This is a genomic window from Kitasatospora sp. NPDC001664, from assembly GCF_053596675.1.
Map to the genome: position 1 here is coordinate 443,130 of NZ_JBSFGS010000001.1, position 20,506 is coordinate 463,635.

The 20,506-nt window shown below is 71.6% G+C and carries 16 protein-coding genes; 10 read left to right on the forward strand and 6 right to left on the reverse strand.

The features are described from left to right. Window positions 1–26: 26 nt before the first annotated feature. Window positions 27–662 carry a TetR/AcrR family transcriptional regulator gene (locus tag ACWCYY_RS02015; RefSeq protein ID WP_449794804.1) on the forward strand — a complete coding sequence of 212 codons (636 nt, stop codon included), beginning with the start codon at window positions 27–29 and terminating at the stop codon, window positions 660–662. 152 nt (window positions 663–814) lie between these two features. Continuing rightward, window positions 815–1,195, forward strand: coding sequence for a hypothetical protein (locus tag ACWCYY_RS02020; protein ID WP_345289798.1), 381 nt, complete (start codon window positions 815–817; stop codon window positions 1,193–1,195). 27 nt (window positions 1,196–1,222) lie between these two features. Here the strand turns inward: ACWCYY_RS02020 and ACWCYY_RS02025 are convergent, their stop codons facing one another. The 3 genes from ACWCYY_RS02025 to ACWCYY_RS02035 all read right to left on the reverse strand — a co-directional run bounded on the left by ACWCYY_RS02025 (window position 1,223) and on the right by ACWCYY_RS02035 (window position 4,801). Then, a complete protein-coding gene (locus ACWCYY_RS02025) occupies window positions 1,223–2,791 on the reverse strand; it encodes a serine/threonine-protein kinase (protein WP_449794805.1) in 1,569 nt (522 codons plus the stop codon). 15 nt (window positions 2,792–2,806) lie between these two features. Beyond that, window positions 2,807–3,598 carry a serine/threonine protein kinase gene (locus tag ACWCYY_RS02030; RefSeq protein ID WP_449794806.1) on the reverse strand — a complete coding sequence of 264 codons (792 nt, stop codon included), beginning with the start codon at window positions 3,596–3,598 and terminating at the stop codon, window positions 2,807–2,809. A gap of 156 nt (window positions 3,599–3,754) precedes the next feature. Further along, on the reverse strand, window positions 3,755–4,801 hold the full coding sequence (locus tag ACWCYY_RS02035; RefSeq protein ID WP_449794807.1) for a hypothetical protein: 1,047 nt from the start codon (window positions 4,799–4,801) through the stop codon (window positions 3,755–3,757). 141 nt (window positions 4,802–4,942) lie between these two features. Here ACWCYY_RS02035 and metH point away from each other — a divergent pair, with 141 nt between their 5' ends. The 3 genes from metH to ACWCYY_RS02050 all read left to right on the forward strand — a co-directional run bounded on the left by metH (window position 4,943) and on the right by ACWCYY_RS02050 (window position 11,318). Then, the gene (gene metH, locus ACWCYY_RS02040) at window positions 4,943–8,467 is read left to right on the forward strand and encodes a methionine synthase (protein WP_345289794.1); all 3,525 of its coding nucleotides are present in this window, start codon (window positions 4,943–4,945) and stop codon (window positions 8,465–8,467) included. A gap of 226 nt (window positions 8,468–8,693) precedes the next feature. After that, window positions 8,694–9,398, forward strand: a complete 705-nt coding sequence (locus tag ACWCYY_RS02045) for an HAD family hydrolase (RefSeq protein WP_449794808.1) — start codon at window positions 8,694–8,696, stop codon at window positions 9,396–9,398. A 318-nt stretch (window positions 9,399–9,716) separates the two neighbouring features. Further along, entirely contained in the window at window positions 9,717–11,318 is a 1,602-nt protein-coding gene (locus tag ACWCYY_RS02050) for an ABC transporter substrate-binding protein (RefSeq protein ID WP_345289792.1), read from the forward strand. A gap of 94 nt (window positions 11,319–11,412) precedes the next feature. Here ACWCYY_RS02050 and ACWCYY_RS02055 read toward each other — a convergent pair whose 3' ends face one another. Both ACWCYY_RS02055 and ACWCYY_RS02060 read right to left on the reverse strand, forming a co-directional pair. Beyond that, window positions 11,413–12,084: a response regulator transcription factor gene (locus ACWCYY_RS02055; RefSeq protein WP_345289791.1), complete on the reverse strand. Its 672-nt coding sequence runs from the start codon at window positions 12,082–12,084 to the stop codon at window positions 11,413–11,415. Then, a complete protein-coding gene (locus ACWCYY_RS02060; RefSeq protein ID WP_345289790.1) occupies window positions 12,081–13,082 on the reverse strand; it encodes a RecB family exonuclease in 1,002 nt (333 codons plus the stop codon). The genes ACWCYY_RS02055 and ACWCYY_RS02060 overlap by 4 nt, the downstream gene beginning before the upstream one ends. A gap of 325 nt (window positions 13,083–13,407) precedes the next feature. Here ACWCYY_RS02060 and ACWCYY_RS02065 point away from each other — a divergent pair, with 325 nt between their 5' ends. The 3 genes from ACWCYY_RS02065 to ACWCYY_RS02075 all read left to right on the forward strand — a co-directional run bounded on the left by ACWCYY_RS02065 (window position 13,408) and on the right by ACWCYY_RS02075 (window position 16,457). Further along, on the forward strand, window positions 13,408–14,568 hold the full coding sequence (locus ACWCYY_RS02065) for a site-2 protease family protein (protein ID WP_449794809.1): 1,161 nt from the start codon (window positions 13,408–13,410) through the stop codon (window positions 14,566–14,568). Between the two features lie 124 nt (window positions 14,569–14,692). Next, window positions 14,693–15,634 carry a tRNA (adenine-N1)-methyltransferase gene (locus ACWCYY_RS02070; protein WP_345289788.1) on the forward strand — a complete coding sequence of 314 codons (942 nt, stop codon included), beginning with the start codon at window positions 14,693–14,695 and terminating at the stop codon, window positions 15,632–15,634. Window positions 15,635–15,914: 280 nt separating this feature from the next. After that, window positions 15,915–16,457, forward strand: coding sequence for a hypothetical protein (locus tag ACWCYY_RS02075; protein WP_449794810.1), 543 nt, complete (start codon window positions 15,915–15,917; stop codon window positions 16,455–16,457). A 39-nt stretch (window positions 16,458–16,496) separates the two neighbouring features. On the opposite strand, the gene ACWCYY_RS02080 is transcribed toward ACWCYY_RS02075, so the two are convergent. Further along, entirely contained in the window at window positions 16,497–16,784 is a 288-nt protein-coding gene (locus ACWCYY_RS02080; RefSeq protein ID WP_396295436.1) for a ferredoxin, read from the reverse strand. Window positions 16,785–17,028: 244 nt separating this feature from the next. Between ACWCYY_RS02080 and arc the strand changes: the two genes are divergently transcribed. Both arc and dop read left to right on the forward strand, forming a co-directional pair. After that, complete coding sequence (gene arc, locus ACWCYY_RS02085; protein WP_345289784.1) at window positions 17,029–18,798, forward strand: proteasome ATPase; 1,770 nt, start codon at window positions 17,029–17,031, stop codon at window positions 18,796–18,798. Window positions 18,799–18,897: 99 nt separating this feature from the next. After that, window positions 18,898–20,409 (forward strand): depupylase/deamidase Dop, encoded by a 1,512-nt coding sequence (gene dop / locus ACWCYY_RS02090; RefSeq protein ID WP_345289783.1) that lies wholly within the window; start codon window positions 18,898–18,900, stop codon window positions 20,407–20,409. Window positions 20,410–20,506 lie beyond the last annotated feature (97 nt).

The following is a 20,506-nucleotide window of genomic DNA, read 5'->3' on the forward strand; positions in this document are numbered from 1 at the left end:
CGGAGGGCCGGACCGCGACCGGCGCTGTGGTCGGCCCGGGCGTCGGACCCAGTGGTCGTCCCGACCCCAGGGCCGAGCGGACCAGGGCAAAGCTCCGGGCCGCCCTGCTCGCCGAGTGCGCCGAGCGTCCGCTGGAGGAGCTGGGGGTGGCGGCCCTCGCCCGGCGGGCCGGGGTCGGGCGGGCCACCTTCTACGTGCACTACCCCGACCTGCAGTCGCTGGCGGTGGACTCCTGCGCCGACGTCGTCCGGGACGGCGTGGAAGCGCTGCACGCCTGGCGCGGCGTGCCCGACCCGGCCTCGCCCCCGCCGCCCCTGGCGGACTTCCTGGCCGTGCTGGCCGGGCACGGCCCGCTCTACCGCACCCTGCTCACCCCCGGCGGCGGAGGCCCGCTCGGTGAGCTGATGCACCGTGAGCTGCGTGCCTACAGCCGCCGGGAGCGCGAGCTGGCGGGCGCCCCGCACGCCGCCCTGGTCGCCACCGCCGTCGCGGCGACCTTCACCGGACTGCTCGCCGACTGGGTGCACGGCGAGCTCCCGGGCACCCCCGCCCAACTGGCCGCCCACTGCTGGCGTCTGCTGATCGCGCTCCATCGCACCCCCCTCGATCCGGCCGATCCGTCTGACCCGGCCGATCCGGCCGATCCGGCCGATCCGGTCTGAAGGGCGGAGGACCCTTCTGACGATCCATCATGGGCCTGCTCGTCGCGTCTGTGACCCTGACGAATGTCAGGTACCGGTGGATTCGTCCCGGTGATTCTCTGATCTCGGCGCGGGAGACCCCGAGCCGAGAGAGCAGAGCAAGGAGAATCCTCATGTTCGGTGCACTCGGAGTACGCAGGCTGGTCATGGCCGGCGCGGCGCTGGCGCTGGGCGCCGCCACCCTCGGGGCGACGACCGTCAGCGCCGAGGCCGCCAGCGGCTGCTACGGCATCGGCGGCGGCAAGTACAACTGCAACGTCTGGAAGACCGCCCCGACGTACTGGGAGAACAACGTCCGCGCCGGCACCCTGAACGCCGGGACGAACTACTTCTACTGCCAGGCCGTCGGCACCCGGATGTCGGACGGGCCGTACTACAACAAGTGGTACGCCAAGACCGACGACGACAGCGGCAACAAGGGCGTCTGGGTCAACGTCATCTACCTCTCCGGCGGCGGCAACGACGAGCCCGTCCCGGGCCTGCCCTACTGCTGACGGCTCAGCCGACGGGCTGACGGCACGTCAACCCCCGTACTGCGCGAGGTAGCGCAGGACGAGGTCGACGTGGGGGCGCACCCGTTCAGGGACGCCCCCGGTGTCGGCCACGGTCTTGTCGCTGGTGCGGTAGCCCGCGGTGACCAGGGCGGGCAGGTCACCGCGGACTCCGCGCCGCTTCAACTGCTGGTCCAGCCAGCACACGTAGTTGCCCATCGTGATGATCGCGTCCGGAGCCGACATGTAGTCCTTCCGGCCGTCACCGTCACCGTCCTGGGCCCAGGCGTTGAAGACCGACGGGGTCCACATCGCGATCCCGTACTCCTCGGTCCGAGGGCGTGAAGCCTGCGCGTCGAAGCCGCTCTCCGCCTTGAGTATGGCGGCGATGAGCGCGGGTGTGATCTCGGGCTCCGGGCAGCGCCGGGCTGCCCGGTCGATGGGCTCGCGCAGGGCGGCGGGCACGTCGGCATCGGAGGGGAGGGCGCCGGCCCTGGCGGACGGGTCGGAAGGGGCGGACGCGGCGGAGGCAGCGGTTCCGCCGGGGGAGGGCCGCGCCGCCGGGTCCGAAACCGCACCGGCGGCCGGAGGTGGGGGAGCGGGGCCGGCGGCCCGGTCCGGCAGACCGGCCCAGTGGACAGCCGGCACGGCCGCGATCAGCGCTGCGGCCAGGGGCAGACCGATCCGACGCCACCGTCGGGGAGGAGGGGGAGAACGCAGCAGTCTCAGCCGTGTCACCAGGCGAGCGGCGGTAGGGCGGAGCGCCTGATCGACGGTCAGACAGTCGGCGATCAGTGCCTGCCAGCCGTCGGGCAGCCGCTCGTCGAGCCGCAGTGGTGCACTGCCCCGGGCGTAGGCCTGGGCGGTCAGGGCCCTGGCCCGTGCGGTCGCGCCGAGGAAGGGGTGCAGCCCGCCCGTGAGCACCTGATGCGCCAGGACGCCGAAGGCCCAGACGTCCGCACTGGGCCGGAGCTGGACGCCGCGTGGTCCGGATCGCTGGGACCACCACTCCGGGGGCACGTGGTCCAGAGAGCCCAGCGGCGGGGCGTAGGCGTGGGTCCCCTCCAGCTCGGTGGTCAGGCCGAAGTCGGCGAGCTTGATGTCGCCGGTGGGCATCAGCAGCACGTTCCCCGGCTTCAGGTCGCCGTGCACCCATCCCCGGCCGTGCATGTGGGCCAGCCCGGCGGCGAGCTCGCCGAGCATCTTCCCGACGCCCGGGAGGGAGCGTCCGGGCACGGCCTCCTGGAGGAGCTGCTGGAGGCTCAGCTCGGCCCGCTCCATCACCAGGGCGACGGCGCCGTCCAGCGCGGGGCAGGTCGGGTCACGCACGGTGGTGACGGCCAGGGTGCGGATCAGATGGGGGTGGTCGGCCCGTCGGCTGAAGCGGACCTCGCGCCGGGTGAGTTCCGCCATCGTCCGCCGCTGACCCGGGGTCAGCCGCCCGGGTGGGAGGAGCTTCACCGCAACGGGCATGCCGTCCGCCTCACAGGTGCCGGCGTACACCCGGCCCCAGGCCCCGGTACCGATCAGGGGCCCGATCCGGCAGCCGGCCACCAGATAGCCCGTCGGTACCTCGAGTTGGCCGGGTTCGGTCGGCATCGGCACTCCGCCCGCTCAGCCGAGCCGGAGGGCCGGTGCGGCGGGAGAGCCGGCCCGAGGCCGGGCCACCGGTGGGTTGAGCAGCACGAGGTGCTCCTCGCGGACCAGATCGAAGCGGAGCGCGAGCGAGACCAGCTCCTCCCGCTTGCGGCCGGTCCGCCCGCCGTCCTCGCAGTCGCGCAGCCGCAGCTTGGTCTCCGCCAGGTAGTCGATGTGGTAGTTGACGGCGGACCGGGTCAGCCCGCGTCCGGCCGGGAGGACGCGGAGCCGGGCCAGCACGTCGCCCACCCCCGGCACGGCGGCGGCCGAGGGGTCCCGCAGGCGCGGTTCACAGAGGGCCAGCAGTACCAGGAAGTACTTCGCCGTCGGGTCCAGGGCGAAGGGGCTGACGGTGTGCTCGCCGCCTTGGTGGTCAGGTGGCCCGTCCAGGTAGGCGTGCTGCGGGGCGAAGACCTTGAACTCGGTGGAGCCGCCGATGGAGGGCAGCACCACCCGGGCGAACTCGAACGGCACGGGTGCCCCGAGCCGCCCCGGGGCGACCTTCAGGTGCTCGCCGGCGCCCTCCATGTTCTCCACCACGTAGGTCGCCGTGGGGCTGAAGTTGGAGAGCCGCCAGTAGTCCTCCGCCGCGATGATCTCCCCGGCCCGCCGGGAGACCCCCTGGTCGGACAGCTCGATCACGACCGGGCAGTCGGGCGCACCACGACCGAAGTCCGCCTGTTCGCCCGGCCCCATCCGGAGCAGCGGGGGCCGCTCCGAGGGCGCCGCCCCCGGGCGGCCGGGCAGTTGGACGATCACCGTGTCCATCGGGACTCCTCCCCGGGCCGACGGTCGTGCGCGAATCATGCTAGACGCTCCGCTGTTACGCGGTCACCATCCGTTCGGGTGGGTCTGGTTGACCCGATGTCAGCACACCGGCCCCGCCCGCCGTCCGCCGCCCCGGTCCTGGCTGGCCCTCGGCCCTCAGCACCACCCCGACCGGTAGGCCGCCCAGTGCTCCGGCGTGGCGGTGAAGTCCACGTACAGCGCCAGCCCGAAGGCCTGCCGTCCCGGTGCTTCCCGGCCCAGTGCCAAGCGGGCGCCCCGCACGGCGGCCGCCACCGTCTCCGCCGAGCCCCGGTGGCCGAAGGTGTCGTCCCAGTAGGCGGGCAGCCCCATCAGCAGGTCGACCTGAGGGGGCGTCACCTCCAGTGCGAGCTCGGTCTGCTGCGCCACGTAGCCGCCGTACAGCGACTCCGTCGGCATCGCGGTGTCGTAGGACATCACCGCGATCTGGTCCACCCGCCCGGCGACGTCCGCGAAGTACGCCTGGGACCACCACTTGCCGTGGTCGAAGGCGGCCGTGCTCAGCCGGTGCAGCCCGGGCAGCGGGTCGATCTGCGGGGAGGCCACCGAGAGGGGCACGCCCCGGGCGGAGGTCAGCGCCCGGGTCCGGTCCAGCAGGTCCAGGAAGCCGGCCGAGTCGGAGCGCACCGGCTCCAGGTCGTAGTGCACCCCGTCGAAGCCGAGGTCCAGCACCTGCCCGGCCGCCCCGGCGATCCGGCCGCGCACCGTCGGATCGTCCAGATCGAGCCCCTCCTTCTCCGGCCGCACGACATCGCCCAGCCAGGACTGGACGCGCAGCCGGGGTAGCAAGCGGTGCATCTCGTCGACGAACTGACGCGCCCTCGGATACCGCTCGGCCGGGAGCGAGCCGTCGTGCTCCAGCGGCCCGGTGTGCACGTACAGGTCGCGCACTCCTGTCCCGGCGAGCAGCCGCGTCAACTCGGTGACGTCGGCTTCCCCCTTGCGCCCGTCCACCCAGGCGTGCCCGAGCCAGACCGCGTCCCGTCCCCTGGTCAGGGCCTGCGCCGAGGGCTCGCCGGTGTACTCCATCCGCAGCGCGGCGGCCGCCGTCGCGAGCGGAAGCAGCGTCAGGACCGAGCCCAGCAGCAGTGCCAGCAGGGCGCAGTACGCGGCCCTCCGCCACCGCGTCGAACCTGACCACGTCCGCCGGAATTTCTTGATCATCCGTCCTCCTCGTGGAAGGCGGACGCTCAGGATGCGGAACGGGTTCCCGACCTTGGCCGTGGTCCGGCTACCCTGACCGCGTGCCTCCCGTACACGGACGGGTCGCATAGCCGACAGCCGTCGCACCCAGGGAGTAGCCCCATGGCCACCGCCGTCCCCTTTTCCGCCCCGCAGGACCGCGCGAAGGAGCAGGACCGCGCGAACGAACTGCGCGAAGCCCTCGCCACCCGCGTGGTGGTGGCCGACGGTGCGATGGGCACCATGCTCCAGGCCCAGGAGCCGAGCCTCGAGGACTTCCAGCAGCTCGAGGGCTGCAACGAGATCCTCAACGTGACCCGCCCCGACATCGTGCGCTCGGTCCACGACGCCTACTTCGAGGTCGGTGTCGACTGCGTCGAGACCAACACCTTCGGCACCAACTACTCGGCGCTGGGCGAGTACGAGATCTCCGACCGGATCTTCGAGCTCTCCGAGGCCGGTGCCCGGATCGCCCGCGAGGCGGCGGACGACTTCACCGCCCGGGACGGCCGCACCCGTTGGGTGCTCGGCTCGATCGGCCCCGGCACCAAGCTGCCGACCCTGGGCCACGCCCCGTACGAGACGCTCCGGGACGGCTTCCAGCAGAACGCGGCGGGCCTGATCGCCGGCGGCGCCGACGCGCTGCTGGTGGAGACCAGCCAGGACCTGCTGCAGACCAAGGCGGCCATCCTCGGCTGCAAGGCCGCGCTGGCCGAGGCCGGCCTCGACCTGCCGATCCTGGCCCAGGTCACCGTCGAGACCACCGGCACCATGCTGCTGGGCTCCGAGATCGGCGCCGCGCTCACCGCGCTGGAGCCGCTCGGCATCGACTACATCGGGATGAACTGCGCCACCGGCCCGGCCGAGATGAGCGAGCACCTGCGCTACCTGGCGAAGAACGCCAGGGTCGGCCTCTCCTGCATGCCGAACGCGGGGCTCCCGGTGCTCGGCAAGGACGGCGCCCACTACCCGCTGAGCCCGGTCGAGCTGGCCGACGCGCACGACACCTTCACCACCGAGTACGGCCTCTCGCTGGTCGGCGGCTGCTGCGGCACCACCCCCGAGCACCTGCGCGCCGTGGTGGAGCGGGTCCAGGGCCGCCCGGTGGTGGCCCGCGACCCGCAGCCCGAGCCCTCCGCCTCCTCGCTCTACCAGCCGGTGCCGTTCCGTCAGGACATCTCCTACCTGGCGATCGGCGAGCGCACCAACGCCAACGGGTCCAAGAAGTTCCGCGACGCGATGCTCGCCCAGGACTGGCAGGCCTGCGTCGAGATCGCCCGCGAGCAGATCCGGGACGGCTCGCACATGCTCGACCTCTGCGTCGACTACGTCGGCCGGGACGGCGTGGCCGACATGAAGGAGATCGCCGGCCGCCTGGCCACCGCCTCCACCCTGCCGATCGTCCTGGACTCCACCGAGCCGCAGGTGCTGCGGGCCGGCTTGGAGGCGCTCGGCGGCCGCGCGGTGCTCAACTCGGTGAACTACGAGGACGGCGACGGCCCGGAGACCCGGTTCGGCCGGATTGCCTCGCTGGCCCGGGAGCACGGGGCCGGCCTGATCGCGCTGACCATCGACGAGGAGGGCCAGGCCCGCACCGCCGAGACCAAGGTGGCCATCGCCGAGCGCCTGATCACCCAGCTCACCACCGAGTACGGCATCGACGAGGGCTCGATCCTGGTCGACTGCCTGGCCTTCACCCTGGGCACCGGCCAGGAGGAGTCCCGCCGCGACGGCATCGAGACCATCGAGGCGATCCGCGAGCTGAAGCGCCGTCACCCGGCTGTCCAGACCACCCTCGGCCTCTCCAACATCTCCTTCGGCCTCAGCCCGGCCGCCCGCCAGGTGGTCAACTCGGTCTTCCTCAACGAGTGCGTCGAGGCGGGCCTCGACTCGGCGATCGTGCATGCCTCCAAGATCCTGCCGATGGCCCGGATCCCCGAGGACCGGCGCGAGGTCGCGCTCGACCTGGTCTACGACCGCCGGGCCGAGGGCTACGACCCGCTGCAGAAGCTGCTGGAGCTCTTCGAGGGCGTCAGCGCCGCCTCCAACGCGGCCTCCAAGGCCGAGGAGCTGGCCGCCCTCCCGCTGGACGAGCGCCTCCAGCGCCGGATCATCGACGGTGAGCGCAAGGGCCTGGAGGCCGACCTGGACGAGGCCCTGACGGAGCGTCCGGCCCTCGACATCGTCAACACCACCCTGCTCGCGGGCATGAAGGTGGTCGGCGAGCTGTTCGGCTCCGGCCAGATGCAGCTGCCCTTCGTGCTCCAGTCCGCCGAGGTGATGAAGACCGCGGTGGCCTACCTGGAGCCGCACATGGAGAAGTCCGACGACGAGGGCAAGGGCACCATCGTGCTCGCCACCGTCAAGGGCGACGTCCACGACATCGGCAAGAACCTGGTCGACATCATCCTGTCCAACAACGGCTACACCGTGGTCAACCTGGGCATCAAGCAGCCCGTCTCGGCGATCCTGGACGCCGCCCAGGAGCACCGCGCCGACGTGATCGGGATGTCCGGCCTGCTGGTGAAGTCCACCGTCATCATGAAGGAGAACCTGGAGGAGCTGAACCAGCGTCAGCTGGCCGCCCAGTTCCCGGTGATCCTCGGCGGTGCCGCGCTCACCCGCGCCTACGTCGAGCAGGACCTGCACGAGATCTACGAGGGCGAGGTCCGCTACGCCCGGGACGCCTTCGAGGGCCTGCGCCTGATGGACGCGCTGATCGCGGTCAAGCGCGGCGTCCCCGGTGCCGCGCTGCCGGAGCTGCGCCAGCGCCGGCACGCCCGGGTCGAGGTCCAGGAGCCGGAGGAGGTGAACCTCGGTCAGATCCGCTCGGACGTGGCGGTGGACAACCGCATCCCCGCCCCGCCGTTCTGGGGCGACCGGATCGTCAAGGGCGTCCCGTTCGCGGACTACTCCTCCTGGCTGGACGAGGACGCGCTCTTCAAGGGTCAGTGGGGCCTCAAGGCCGCCCGGGCCGGCGAGGGCCCGTCCTACGAGGAGCTGGTGGAGACCGAGGGCCGCCCCCGCCTGCGGATGTGGCTGGACCGGCTGCAGACCGAGGGCTGGCTGGAGGCCGCCGTGGTCTACGGCTACTTCCCGGCCGCCTCCAAGGGCGACGACCTGCTGGTCTACAACGCGGACGGCACCGAGCGCACCCGCTTCACCTTCCCGCGTCAGCGCCGCGGTCGCCGCCTCTGCCTGGCCGACTTCTTCCGCCCGGAGGAGAGCGGCGAGAAGGACGTGCTCGGCCTCCAGGTGGTCACCATGGGGAACCGGATCTCCGAGGCGGCCAACGAGCTCTTCGCCGCCAACGCCTACCGGGACTACCTGGAGCTGCACGGCCTCTCGGTCCAACTGGCCGAGGCCCTGGCCGAGTTCTGGCACGCTCGGGTCCGCTTCGAGCTGGGCTTCGGCGACGAGGACCCGCAGGACGTCAAGGACATGTTCCAGCTCAAGTACCGCGGCGCGCGGTTCTCGCTCGGCTACGGGGCCTGCCCCGAGCTGGAGGACCGGGCCAAGATCGCCGACCTGCTGAAGCCGGAGCGGATCGGGGTCGTGCTCTCCGAGGAGTTCCAGCTCCACCCGGAGCAGTCGACGGACGCGATCGTGATCCACCACCCCGAGGCGAAGTACTTCAACGCGCGCTAGCTGTATTGACCCGCGGGGAACGTCTGGAGGGGCAGCGCGCGCCGGCCGTGTCGACCCGCGGGGAACGGCGAGCGCTTCAACGGGAGGTAACGAGGTAGCCGCGTTCCGTTCGTGTCGTTCCGGCGCACGGGGCGTATCCTGGATCACCCTGAACGGGCCGGTCCGCTCACCGCGGACCGGCCTGCGTCATCTCCGGGGACGCCCGCCGACGGGAAGGACGCCCACCATGACCACGATCTCCACCGCCACCCAGCTGCCGGGCCGGGGCGACGGGCTCGACCCGCAGGCCGTCCTTTTGGACATGGACGGCACCCTGGTCGACACCGAGCACTTCTGGTGGCAGGCGGAGGCCACGCTCTTCGCCGAGCTCGGCCACGAGCTGAACGAGGCGGACCGCGAGCACGTGGTCGGAGGTCCGATGAGCCGCGTCCTCGACTACCTGATCTCGACCACCGGGGTGACGCTGTCCCCGGCCGAGCTCACGGTACTGGTCAACCAGCGCTTCGTGGACCTGCTGGCCGGCGGCGTCCCGCTGATGCCGGGGGCCGAGCGGCTGCTCAACACCCTGGCCGCGCACGGCATCCCGGCCGCCCTGGTCTCCGCCTCGCACCGGCACGTGATCGACATCGTGCTGGAGAGCCTGGGCCGCCACCACTTCGCCTTCACGCTGGCCGGCGACGAGGTGGCCCGCACCAAGCCCCACCCCGACCCGTACCTGGCCGCAGCGGCCCGTCTGGGTGCGGACCCGGCCCGCTGCGTGGTGGTGGAGGACGCCCCGACCGGGGTCCGCTCCGCCGAGGCGGCCGGCTGCCCGGTGATCGCGGTGCCCTCGGTGGCGCCGATCGAGCCGGCCCCGGGCCGGACGGTGATCGGTTCGCTGGAGCAGCTCGACCTCGATCTGCTGCGCTCGGTGGTGGCCGCCCGGGTGTGACCTCGGGCGTGAGCTCGGTGTGGGCCCTGGCATGAGCCGGGCGTAAGGGGCATGGCGACCGATGTGACTTTGCCCACCCTCGGCGATGGCGAGGTCCCGCCAGTGCGGGACGAATCGGGCATTGTCTGACAAGACGTCAAGGTTTCGGCTCGGACGGGCCGTTTGGTGATCACTGCCGGTGATATTCGTACAAGTTCGATGTGGCACGCTTCATCGGGTTCAGTGACCCACGCCCGACCGCCGTGCGCCCTCACCCGGGCGGCGGCATTCGGCAGCCACCGGCTCACCGTCGGTCCGTCCGAGAAGGAACGTTCCCGCATGACTTCTGCCAACCGTCTGGCCGTACTGGCGTGTGCCACCCTGGTCGTCACTTCGGCCGCGGGCTGCGCCTCGGCCAAGAAGGTGGTCTCCGGCGGCGGCGACGACAAGGGCGCCATCACGATGGGGACGACCAACGTCACCAAGGTGCTCGACCCGGCCGGTGCCTACGACAACGGGGCCTGGCTGGTGCTCAACAACACCTTCCAGTCGCTGCTGAAGTTCCCGGCGGGCGCCTCCGTCCCGCAGCCCGACGCGGCGCAGTCCTGCGGCTTCGTCGGCAGCGGTGCCACCACCTACAAGTGCACCCTGCAGAGCGGTCTGAAGTTCTCCAACGGGCACCCGCTGACCGCCCAGGACGTGGTCTTCTCCGTCGAGCGGATGAAGAAGATCGCGGACGAGAACGGCCCGTCCAGCCTGCTCGCCACCGTCGAGAAGGTGACCGCCAAGGGCGACCTCGAGGTGGAGTTCCAGCTGAACACCCCGGACGCGGTGCTCCCGGCCAAGCTGGCCACGGCGGCCGGTTCGATCGTCGACCACCAGGTCTTCCCGGCCGACAAGCTGCTCCCCAACGACAAGCTGGTCGGTTCCGGTCCCTACAAGATCGACTCGATCGAGACCGGTGAGGGCGGCGGCCCGGCGAAGGTCACGCTGACCGCCAACGGCGACTACCGGGGCGAGGCCAAGCTCCAGAACAACAAGTTCGTCGTCCGCTACGTCGCCGAGGCCGAGCAGCTGAAGAGCGCCCTGGACTCCGGCGAGATCGACCTGGCCGACAACAGCCTCGACCCGGCCACCTCCGCCAAGCTGAAGGACGAGCAGCTGACCGGCGCGGGCAAGCTCAAGGTGGCCGAGGGCGACAGCGGCGAGACCCGCTTCATGGCCTTCAACACCAAGGACGCCGTCACCGGCAACGTGGCCGTCCGTCAGGCCGTCGCCCAGCTGCTGGACCGCAAGGTGCTGGCCCGCGACGTGTACGCGCGCACCGTTCAGCCGCTCTACTCGGTGGTCCCGGCCGGCATCACCGGCCACAACACCGCCTTCTTCGAGCGCTACGGCGAGCCGGACGTGAACAAGGCCAAGAAGCTGCTCGCCAACGCCAAGGTGCAGACCCCGGTGAAGTTCACCCTCACCTGGTCCCGCTCCCGCGCGGGCGACGCCGAGGCCAAGGAGATCAAGAAGCAGCTGGACGCCAGCGGCCTGTTCCAGGTGAACGTCCAGCAGGAGGCGGACTGGACGGCCTTCCAGAAGGGCTGGACGGACGGCACCTACCAGGCCTACACCGTCGGCTGGACCCCGGACTACGCGGACGCCGACAACTTCGTCGGCCCGCTGCTGGTCGACGGCGGCTCCTTCCACACCGGGTGGGACGACCCGAAGATCAGCCAGAAGCTGCTGCCGGAGAGCATCAAGCAGACCGACCGCAGCGCCGGCGGCGCCTACGGCCAGGTCCAGAACCTGGTGGCCGAGTCCGTCCCGATGCTCCCGATCTTCCAGAACAAGGCCTTCTACGCCTCGCGGACCGACATCACCGGGGTGGACAGCACGGTGGACACCACCGGCGTGTTCCGCTTCTGGGAGATCGGCCGCACCAAGAAGTGACGCCGTGGAGGTGACGGTCCGTCACCCCTGACACGACGAAGCCCGCCCGCTCCCGACAAGGAGCGGGCGGGCTTCGTCGTACCGCGAGAGCCGCCTACTGGGCGCCCGGCCGGACCAGGCCGCTCTCGTAGGCGTAGACCGCGGCCTGCACCCGGTCCCGGAGTTGGAGCTTGGTCAGCACGTGGCCGACGTGGGTCTTCACGGTGGTCTCGCTGACGTACAGCTCGCCGGCGATCTCCGCGTTGGAGAGGCCGCGGGCGACGAGCTTGAGCACCTCCAGCTCACGCTCCGTCAGGGCGGTGAGCGCCTGCGGCGGGGCCTCGTCGCCGGACGGCAGCCGGGTGGCGTACATGTCCAGCAGCCGCCGGGTGATCGAGGGCGCCAGCATGGCCGCGCCGTCGGCCACCACCCGGATCGCCTGCACCAGTTCCTCGGCCGGCACGTCCTTGAGCAGGAAGCCGCTGGCCCCCGCCCGGAGCGCCTCGACCACGTACTCGTCCAGGTCGAAGGTGGTCAGCACCAGCACCTTGGCCGGACCGTCCCGGCCGGGGCCGGCGATCCGGCGGGTGGCCTCGACCCCGTCCATCCGGGGCATCCGGATGTCCATCAGCACCACGTCCGGCTGGAGCGCGCGCACCTGGTCGAGCGCCTGCTGCCCGTCCCCGGCCTCGCCCACCACCACCAGGTCGGACTCGGCCTCCAGGATCATCCGGAAACCGGTTCGCAGCAGCGGCTGGTCGTCGACCAGCAGCACTCGGATCGTCACTCGGACTCCTTGCTCGTCTCTTCGCTCGTCCGCCCCGCGGTCGGAGGCAGCTCCGGCCCGGGGCCCTCGTCGGTCCGCCCCGCGGTCGGAAGCACGTCCGCCGCGGGGGTCTCGTCCTCGTTCGGCCGCCGCTGGAGCGGCAGCGGGTAGGGCGGGGGAGTGCCGCCGAACTCCGGGCAGCTGGCCTTGTGGTCGCACCAGTCGCAGAGCCGGTTCCGGGTGGCCGGGAAGTCCCCCGTGGCCACCGCCCGGTTGATGGTCTCCCAGAGCGCGGTGAGCTTGCGCTCCACCGCCAGCAGGTCGCCCTCGTCGGGGTCGTAGGTGACCACGTCGCCCCCGCCGCCCAGGTAGACCAGCTGGAGGCGCTTGGGCAGGACGCCCTTCCACCGCCAGACCACCAGGGCGTAGAACTTCATCTGGAACATCGCCTTGCCCTCGAAGTCCCGCGAGGGCGCGCGGCCGGTCTTGTAGTCCACCAGCCGGACCTCGCCGGTCGGGGCCACGTCCACCCGGTCGATGTAGCCGCGCAGCAGCAGGCCGGAGCCCAGCACCGTCTCCACGTAGAGCTCGCGCTCCACCGGGTGCAGCCGGGTCGGGTCCTCCAGCCGGAACCAACGGTCGATCAGCTTCTCGGCGTCGCCCAGCCAGCGGGTCAGCGCCGCGCCGTCCGGGTCGTCCGGGAACAGCCCGGCCAGCTCCGGCCGCTCGCCGAGCAGCCGCTCCCACTGCGGCCGGAGCAGACCGAGGGCCCGCTCCGGGGTCCGGTCGGCCGCCGGGCTGTCGAACAGCCGCTCCAGCACCGCGTGCACCACCGTGCCCCGGGTGGCCGCCGAGCTGGGCGGTTCCGGGAGCTTGTCGATCACCCGCAGCCGGTAGAGCAGCGGGCAGGTCATGAAGTCCCCGGCCCGGGAGGGCGAGAGCCCGGTCGGCGCCAGGGCCGGCCGGGGTACGGCGGTCGCTGCGGGCGCCTCGGCGGGGCGGTCGGTCTCGTGCTGCATACCCATGACCCTATTGCCCCCGGCTGCCATCCCGCCGTCACCCCACTGTCACGGCCGCTCCCGGACGTCCCGACCCGTCGGGGCCCATCCACCGGGCGACGGTACGGACACGGGTCGGCAACGACGGGGGCACTCCGTGCGTTGACCGGGTACAGGACCGGCACGGCGCGCCACGGCGCAGCGCAACACAACGCAGCACGGCACCGCACAGCACGGCACGGCGCCGCACGGGCCGGACGGCCGGAACCGGCCGGAGATCACGTAGCGTGGCGCGATGGGGCCCGGACGGCGGGCATCGCAGGACGACGAGGACGAAGGGACCGCGGTGAGCGAGAGCAGGGGTCAGCAGGAGCGGCCGAGCGGCATCCTGATGGGCCGTCCGTTCGGCGTGCCGGTCTACGTCACCCCCTCCTGGTTCGTGATCGCCGGACTGATCACCTGGATCTTCGGCGGCCAGCTGACCGAGGTGCTCCCGGAGCTGGGCGGGACCCGCTACCTGGTCTCCTTCTCCTTCGCGGTGGCCTTCTACGCCTCCGTCCTGGTGCACGAGCTGGCGCACACCGTGGTCGCGCTGCGGCAGAAGCTCAACCCGCGCCGGATCCAGCTCCAGTTCTTCGGAGGGGTCTCGGAGATCGAGAAGGAGGCCCCCACCCCGGCCCGGGAGTTCTGGCTGGCCTTCGTCGGCCCGCTGCTCTCGCTGGTCCTCGGCGGCCTGTTCTACCTGGCCTTCCTGGCGGTGCGCCCGGCCAGCGTGCCCGGCGTGCTGCTGGCCGGACTGTTCGTCAGCAACCTGGTGGTGGCCGCCTTCAACCTGCTGCCCGGACTGCCGCTGGACGGCGGCCGCATCCTGCGGGCGCTGGTCTGGGGCCTGACGGGCCGTCCGATGACCGGCACGGTGGCCGCCGTGTGGGCCGGCCGGGTGCTGGCCCTGGTGGTGCTGATCGGGCTGCCGGTGCTGGCCGGGGCCCGCGGCGGCGTCGAGCGTTCGACCACCGACAGCCTGATCGACAGCGTGCTGGCCGCGATCCTCGCGGTGATCATCTGGAACGGCGCCGGCGGCGCCCTGCGCAACGCCCGCCTCAAGCAGGCCCTGCCCGGCCTGCGGCCCGTCGGGCTGGCCCGCCGGGCGGTGCAGGTCACCGCCGACACCCCGCTCGGCGAGGCCATCCGGCGGGCCCGGGAGGCCGAGGCCGGGGCGATGGTGGTGGTGGACGGCCGGGGCGAGCCGACCGGCCTGGTCAAGGAGGCGGCGGTGAACGCCGTCCCGGAGCACCGCCGCCCGTGGGTCCAGGTCGGCGCGCTGGCCCGCGACCTCGAACCGGGCCTGCGGCTGGGCACCGACCTGTCGGGGGAGGAGCTGCTGGCCGCGCTGCGGAGCACCCCCGCCACCGAGTACCTGGTGGTCCGCCCGGACGGCGCCGTCTACGGGGTGCTCACCCTGACCGACCTGGAGCGCTACCTCAGCACCGCGATGAACCGTCGCTGAGCCGTCGCCGATCCACTGCCGAGCCGTCGCTGAACCGCCGCTGATCCACTGCCGAGCCGCTGCCGAGCCGCCCCCGCAGGCCCGCTGGTCGGAGGCGCTCCCCGGGTCCCTTAGGATTGCCGTCATGTCCGAACCGACCGGTGCCACCCGCCGACGCGGGCCCTTCCAGGTCGGGGACCAGGTCCAGCTGACCGACCCCAAGGGCCGCCACTACACGTTCACGCTCCAGGCCGGGAACCAGTTCCACACCCACAAGGGTGCGTTCCCCCACGACGAGCTGATCGGCGCCCCCGAGGGCACTGTCGTGCGCACCACGGGGAACGTCCCGTACCTCGCGCTGCGCCCCCTGCTCCCCGACTACGTCCTCTCCATGCCCCGCGGCGCCGCCGTGATCTACCCCAAGGACGCGGGGCAGATCCTGGCCATGGCCGACATCTTCGCGGGCGCCCGCGTGGTCGAGGCGGGCGTCGGCTCCGGCGCGCTCTCCACGTACCTGCTGCGCGCCGTCGGCGACACCGGCATGCTCGCCTCGTACGAGCGCCGCCAGGACTTCGCCGACATCGCGCAGAGCAACGTCGAGCGCTACTTCGGCGGATCGCACCCGGCCTGGAAGCTGACGGTGGGTGACCTCCAGGACAACCTGGTGGAGACCGACGTCGACCGCGTCATCCTCGACATGCTCGCCCCGTGGGAGTGCCTGGACGTCGCGTCCAAGGCGCTCGTCCCCGGCGGTCTGATCTGCTGCTACGTGGCCACCACCACGCAGATGTCGAAGACCGTCGAGGCGCTCCGGGAGCACGGCACCTTCACCGAGCCGCAGGCCTGGGAGACCATGGTCCGCACCTGGCACCTGGAGGGCCTCGCGGTCCGCCCGGACCACCGGATGATCGGCCACACCGGCTTCCTGCTCACCGCCCGCCGCCTGGCCGACGGGGTCGAGCCGCCGCTGCGCCGTCGCCGCCCCGCCAAGGGCGCGTACGGCGAGGACTACGACAACGGCACTCCGGAGCCGAGCCTCGCCGAGCGCGCGGCCGCCCGTGCCGCCGCGAAGGCCGAGACCGAGTAACCGCCGACCGAACGACCGGAGGGCGTACCCCGCATTCGGGGTACGCCCTCCGTCGGTTCCGGGGACGGGGAGTGCCGGGTCCTGACACCCGCCCGGGCGTGGGATGATGCTGCCTCACATGCCACCCCGCCCTGGAGGGGACTGCCTGGTGGAACGCGCGGCCGAGACGGTGCAGATGACGACGGTTCAGACGGATCCGAGCGGAACGGGCCCGAGCGGAACGGATCCGAGCGGGACGGGCCCCGCGCCGGGAGCCGGCCGGAGCCGGATACGCCACTGGGTGCTGGTCGCGGCGGCCACCGCCGCCCTGGTCGCCGCAGGCCTGGCCGCGGCCCCGGCCGGCGGCGTGGTGCGGCCCGCCGCACGCCCCGGCGCGGCACCGACCGCCGCCAAGGCCCCGGCCGCGCTGCCGAAGGAGGCCGCGCCGGACCCGGCCAAGGCGGTCCTGCCACTCGACTGCGGCCCGTTCCCGGTGAAGGTCTCGCTCAGCTTCGCGGCCCTGCTGGACGGCCGCCCCAGCACCGTCCTGGCCGCCCACTGCGACGCCGGCAACGGCACCCCGCCGGACGGGGTCTACCTGCTGACCAACGGTCAGGACGGCCGCCCGCAGGTCGCCGCGACCCTCCTGGAGGAATCGGCGGGCCGCACCGTCACCGAGCTCAAGCTGCGCAGCGACGGCACCCTGACCGCCCGCGCCAAGGGCTACTCCAGCGACGAGGTGCCGCGCTACGCGCCGGACCTGCTGGTCTCGCTCTCCTGGCGGCAGAAGGCCGGCGGCGGCTGGCTCCGCACCGAGAACTCGGAACCCGCCGCCACCGCCTGAGCCGACGTCAGGCCACCACCCGGGCCGACGTCTCCGACGTCAGTCCGCGTCCGGCCCGTACACCTCGACCCGGTCGCTCACCCGGCGCACGTGGATGCAGTCGCCGGGGCACTCCTTTGCCGAGTCCACGACGTCCTGAAGCAGCGTCAGCGGCACGGGCGCGGTCTCGCCCGGCTGCTGGCGCAGCTCGTCGTCGTCGCCCTTCACGTAGGCCAGGCCGTCGATGTCCAACTCGAAGACCTCCGGGGCGTACTGGACGCAGATGCCGTCCCCGGTGCAGAGATCCTGATCGATCCAGACTTCCAGTGCTTCCTGGGTCTCCGACATGTCCCCTACCGCTCCTTCTGGCGAACTCCACGTACCGCGCCGGACACCGCCCGGTCACGATCGGACACCGAGCCTACCCGTCGGCCGCATTAGCGGGCCGACGGTGGGTATCCACTCAGCACGGGGGGCAGCATCCGAGCGCGAAGATCGGACACGCCCGGCCTTCTTTCTGATCTACGGGTTTACCCGGCAGGAATGAAGGTAGGTTTGGGTCGTCCAGCTCCCCCAGGAGGAGGTGAGGACCGTGGCATCCCACGATGACGACTACAACCGCAGCGCCGGCCGGCCCGCACGGGGTTCCGACGACCCGGCGGCTCAGGTCTCGTACCTCGAGCAGGAGATCGCCGTCCTGCGCCGCAAGCTCGCCGACTCACCGCGCAATTCGAGGATCCTCGAAGACCGCATCGTCGAGCTCCAGAGCAACCTGGCCGGTGTGACCGCCCAGAACGAACGGCTCGTCTCCACGCTCCGGGAGGCCCGCGACCAGATCGTGGCCCTCAAGGAGGAGGTCGACCGGCTGGCCCAGCCGCCCGCCGGGTTCGGCACCTTCCTCAGCCGGAACGAGGACGGCACGGCCGACATCTTCACCGGCGGCCGCAAGCTGCGGGTGAACGTCAGCCCCAGCGTCGACCTCGACGAGCTCCGCCGCGGCCAGGAGGTGATGCTCAACGAGGCGCTGAACGTCGTGGACGCGCTCGCCTTCGAGAGCATCGGCGACATCGTCACCCTCAAGGAGGTGCTGGAGGACGGCGAGCGAGCGCTGGTCACCGGGCACACCGACGAGGAGCGGGTGGTCCGGCTCGCCGAGCCGCTGCGCGAGCTGACGCTGCGTCCGGGCGACGCGCTCCTGCTGGAGCCGCGTTCCGGCTACGTGTACGAGGTGGTCCCGAAGGCCGAGGTCGAGGAGCTGGTCCTCGAGGAGGTCCCGGACATCGACTACCGCCAGATCGGCGGTCTGGGCAACCAGATCGAGCAGATCCGGGACGCGGTCGAGCTGCCGTACCTGCACGCGGACCTGTTCAAGGAGTACGAGCTCCGGCCGCCGAAGGGCGTCCTGCTCTACGGCCCGCCCGGCTGCGGCAAGACGCTGATCGCCAAGGCGGTGGCCAACTCGCTGGCCAAGAAGGTCGCCGAGGTGACCGGCCGGCCGCAGGGCAAGAGCTACTTCCTGAACATCAAGGGCCCCGAGCTGCTCAACAAGTACGTCGGCGAGACCGAGCGGCAGATCCGCCTGGTCTTCCAGCGGGCCCGGGAGAAGGCCAGCGAGGGCACGCCCGTCATCGTCTTCTTCGACGAGATGGAGTCCCTCTTCCGCACCCGTGGGTCGGGCGTCAGCTCGGACGTGGAGAACACCATCGTCCCGCAGCTGCTCGCCGAGATCGACGGCGTGGAGGGCCTGGAGAACGTCATCGTGATCGGCGCCTCGAACCGCGAGGACATGATCGACCCGGCGATCCTGCGGCCCGGCCGCCTGGACGTCAAGATCAAGATCGAGCGCCCGGACGCCGAGGCCGCGAAGGACATCTTCTCCAAGTACCTCAAGGACTCGCTGCCGTTCCACCCGGACGACCTCAAGGAGCACGAGGGCTCCGTCGAGGCGACCGTCGGCGGCATGATCCAGGCCGTGGTCGAGCGGATGTACACCGAGACCGAGGAGAACCGCTTCCTGGAGGTCACCTACGCCAACGGTGACAAGGAGGTCCTGTACTTCAAGGACTTCAACTCCGGCGCGATGATCCAGAACATCGTCGACCGGGCGAAGAAGATGGCCATCAAGGCCTTCCTCGACACCGGCCAGCACGGCCTGCGGGTGGCGCACCTGCTCGCCGCCTGCGTGGACGAGTTCAAGGAGAACGAGGACCTGCCCAACACCACCAACCCGGACGACTGGGCCCGGATCTCCGGCAAGAAGGGCGAGCGCATCGTCTTCATCCGGACCCTGGTCACCGGCAAGCAGGGTGCCGAGTCCGGCCGCTCCATCGACACCGTGGCCAACACGGGTCAGTACCTGTAAGACGCCCGTCCCACCGTCCGGCTGCGGGCCCCTCACCCGGGGTCCGCAGCCGGACGGCGCGTCTTGGGACACCACCGGAACCCGGGCAAGGAGGGCCGCATGACCGTACGGCGCGTGATGGGGATCGAGACCGAGTACGGCATCTCGGTGCCGGGCCACCCGAACGCCAACGCGATGCTCACCTCGTCCCAGATCGTCAACGCCTACGCGGCCGCGATGCACCGGGCGCGACGGGCCCGCTGGGACTTCGAGGAGGAGAACCCGCTGCGCGACGCGCGCGGCTTCGACCTCGCGCGTGACGTGGCGGACGCCAGTCAGCTGACCGACGAGGACATCGGCCTGGCCAACGTCATCCTCACCAACGGCGCCCGGTTCTACGTGGACCACGCGCACCCCGAGTACAGCTCCCCGGAGATCACCAACCCGCGCGACGCGGTGCTCTGGGACAAGGCCGGCGAGCGGATCATGGCCGAGGCCGCGGCCCGCGCCCTGGAGCTGCCGAACGGCCAGCGGATCAACCTCTACAAGAACAACACGGACAACAAGGGCGCCTCCTACGGCACCCACGAGAACTACCTGATGCAGCGGTCGACGCCGTTCGCCGACATCGTCCGCCACCTCACCCCCTTCTTCGTCTCCCGGCAGGTGGTCACCGGCGCCGGCCGGGTGGGCCTGGGCCAGGAGGGCGGCGCTGACGGCTTCCAGATCAGCCAGCGGGCGGACTACTTCGAGGTCGAGGTCGGCCTGGAGACCACCCTCAAGCGCCCGATCATCAACACCCGGGACGAGCCGCACGCGGACGCCGAGAAGTACCGCCGGCTGCACGTGATCATCGGCGACGCCAACCTCTCGGAGATCTCTACCTACCTCAAGCTGGGCACCACCGCGCTGGTCCTGACGATGATCGAGGACGGCTTCATCACCGCCGACCTGGCCGTCGACCAGCCGGTCCGGACCCTGCACCGGGTCTCCCACGACCCGACCCTGCAGTACCTCGTCCAGCTGCGCAGCGGACGGAAGCTGACGGCCGTCCAGCTCCAGATGGAGTACTTCGAGCTGGCCCGCAAGTACGTCGAGGACCGCTACGGCCAGGACGCCGACGAGCAGACCGTGGACGTGCTGCTGCGCTGGGAGGACGTGCTCAACCGGCTGGAGAACGACCCCATGAGCCTGTCCAAGCAGCTGGACTGGGTCGCCAAGAAGGAGATCCTGGAGGGCTACCGCCAGCGCGACGGCCTGGACTGGGACAACCCCCGGCTGCACCTGGTCGACCTCCAGTACAGCGACGTGCGGCCCGACAAGGGCCTCTACAACCGCCTGGTGGCCCGCGGCCGGTTCGACCGGCTGCTGACCGAGGAGCAGGTCACCCGGGCGGTCTCCAAGCCCCCGGAGGACACCCGGGCGTACTTCCGCGGCCGCTGTCTGGAGCAGTACGCCGACCACGTGGCGGCCGCCTCCTGGGACTCCGTCATCTTCGACCTGCCGGGGCGGGACTCGCTCCAGCGGGTGCCGACCCTGGAGCCGCTGCGCGGCACCCGCAGCCACGTGAAGGACCTGCTGGACCGCTGCCGGACGGCGGAGGACCTGCTCCGGGTGCTGTCCGGCGGGTAACGTCTCGATCACCAGGGGTGAAATTTCCCCGAAAAGGGAATCATCCTGACGAGGCACGGACGTTGTACGGAAACCGGAAGCGGATGTCGTGGCCGGT

Bases quoted from the DNA above. Each gene is read 5' to 3' on its own strand.
- ACWCYY_RS02020 (WP_345289798.1), top strand. From the start codon at position 815: ATGTTCGGTGCACTCGGAGTACGCAGGCTGGTCATGGCCGGCGCGGCG.
- ACWCYY_RS02025 (WP_449794805.1), bottom strand. From the start codon at position 2,791: ATGCCGACCGAACCCGGCCAACTCGAGGTACCGACGGGCTATCTGGTG.
- ACWCYY_RS02030 (WP_449794806.1), bottom strand. From the start codon at position 3,598: ATGGACACGGTGATCGTCCAACTGCCCGGCCGCCCGGGGGCGGCGCCC.
- ACWCYY_RS02035 (WP_449794807.1), bottom strand. From the start codon at position 4,801: ATGATCAAGAAATTCCGGCGGACGTGGTCAGGTTCGACGCGGTGGCGG.
- metH (WP_345289794.1), top strand. From the start codon at position 4,943: ATGGCCACCGCCGTCCCCTTTTCCGCCCCGCAGGACCGCGCGAAGGAG.
- ACWCYY_RS02045 (WP_449794808.1), top strand. From the start codon at position 8,694: ATGACCACGATCTCCACCGCCACCCAGCTGCCGGGCCGGGGCGACGGG.
- ACWCYY_RS02050 (WP_345289792.1), top strand. From the start codon at position 9,717: ATGACTTCTGCCAACCGTCTGGCCGTACTGGCGTGTGCCACCCTGGTC.
- ACWCYY_RS02060 (WP_345289790.1), bottom strand. From the start codon at position 13,082: ATGCAGCACGAGACCGACCGCCCCGCCGAGGCGCCCGCAGCGACCGCC.
- ACWCYY_RS02070 (WP_345289788.1), top strand. From the start codon at position 14,693: ATGTCCGAACCGACCGGTGCCACCCGCCGACGCGGGCCCTTCCAGGTC.
- ACWCYY_RS02080 (WP_396295436.1), bottom strand. From the start codon at position 16,784: ATGTCGGAGACCCAGGAAGCACTGGAAGTCTGGATCGATCAGGATCTC.
- dop (WP_345289783.1), top strand. From the start codon at position 18,898: ATGACCGTACGGCGCGTGATGGGGATCGAGACCGAGTACGGCATCTCG.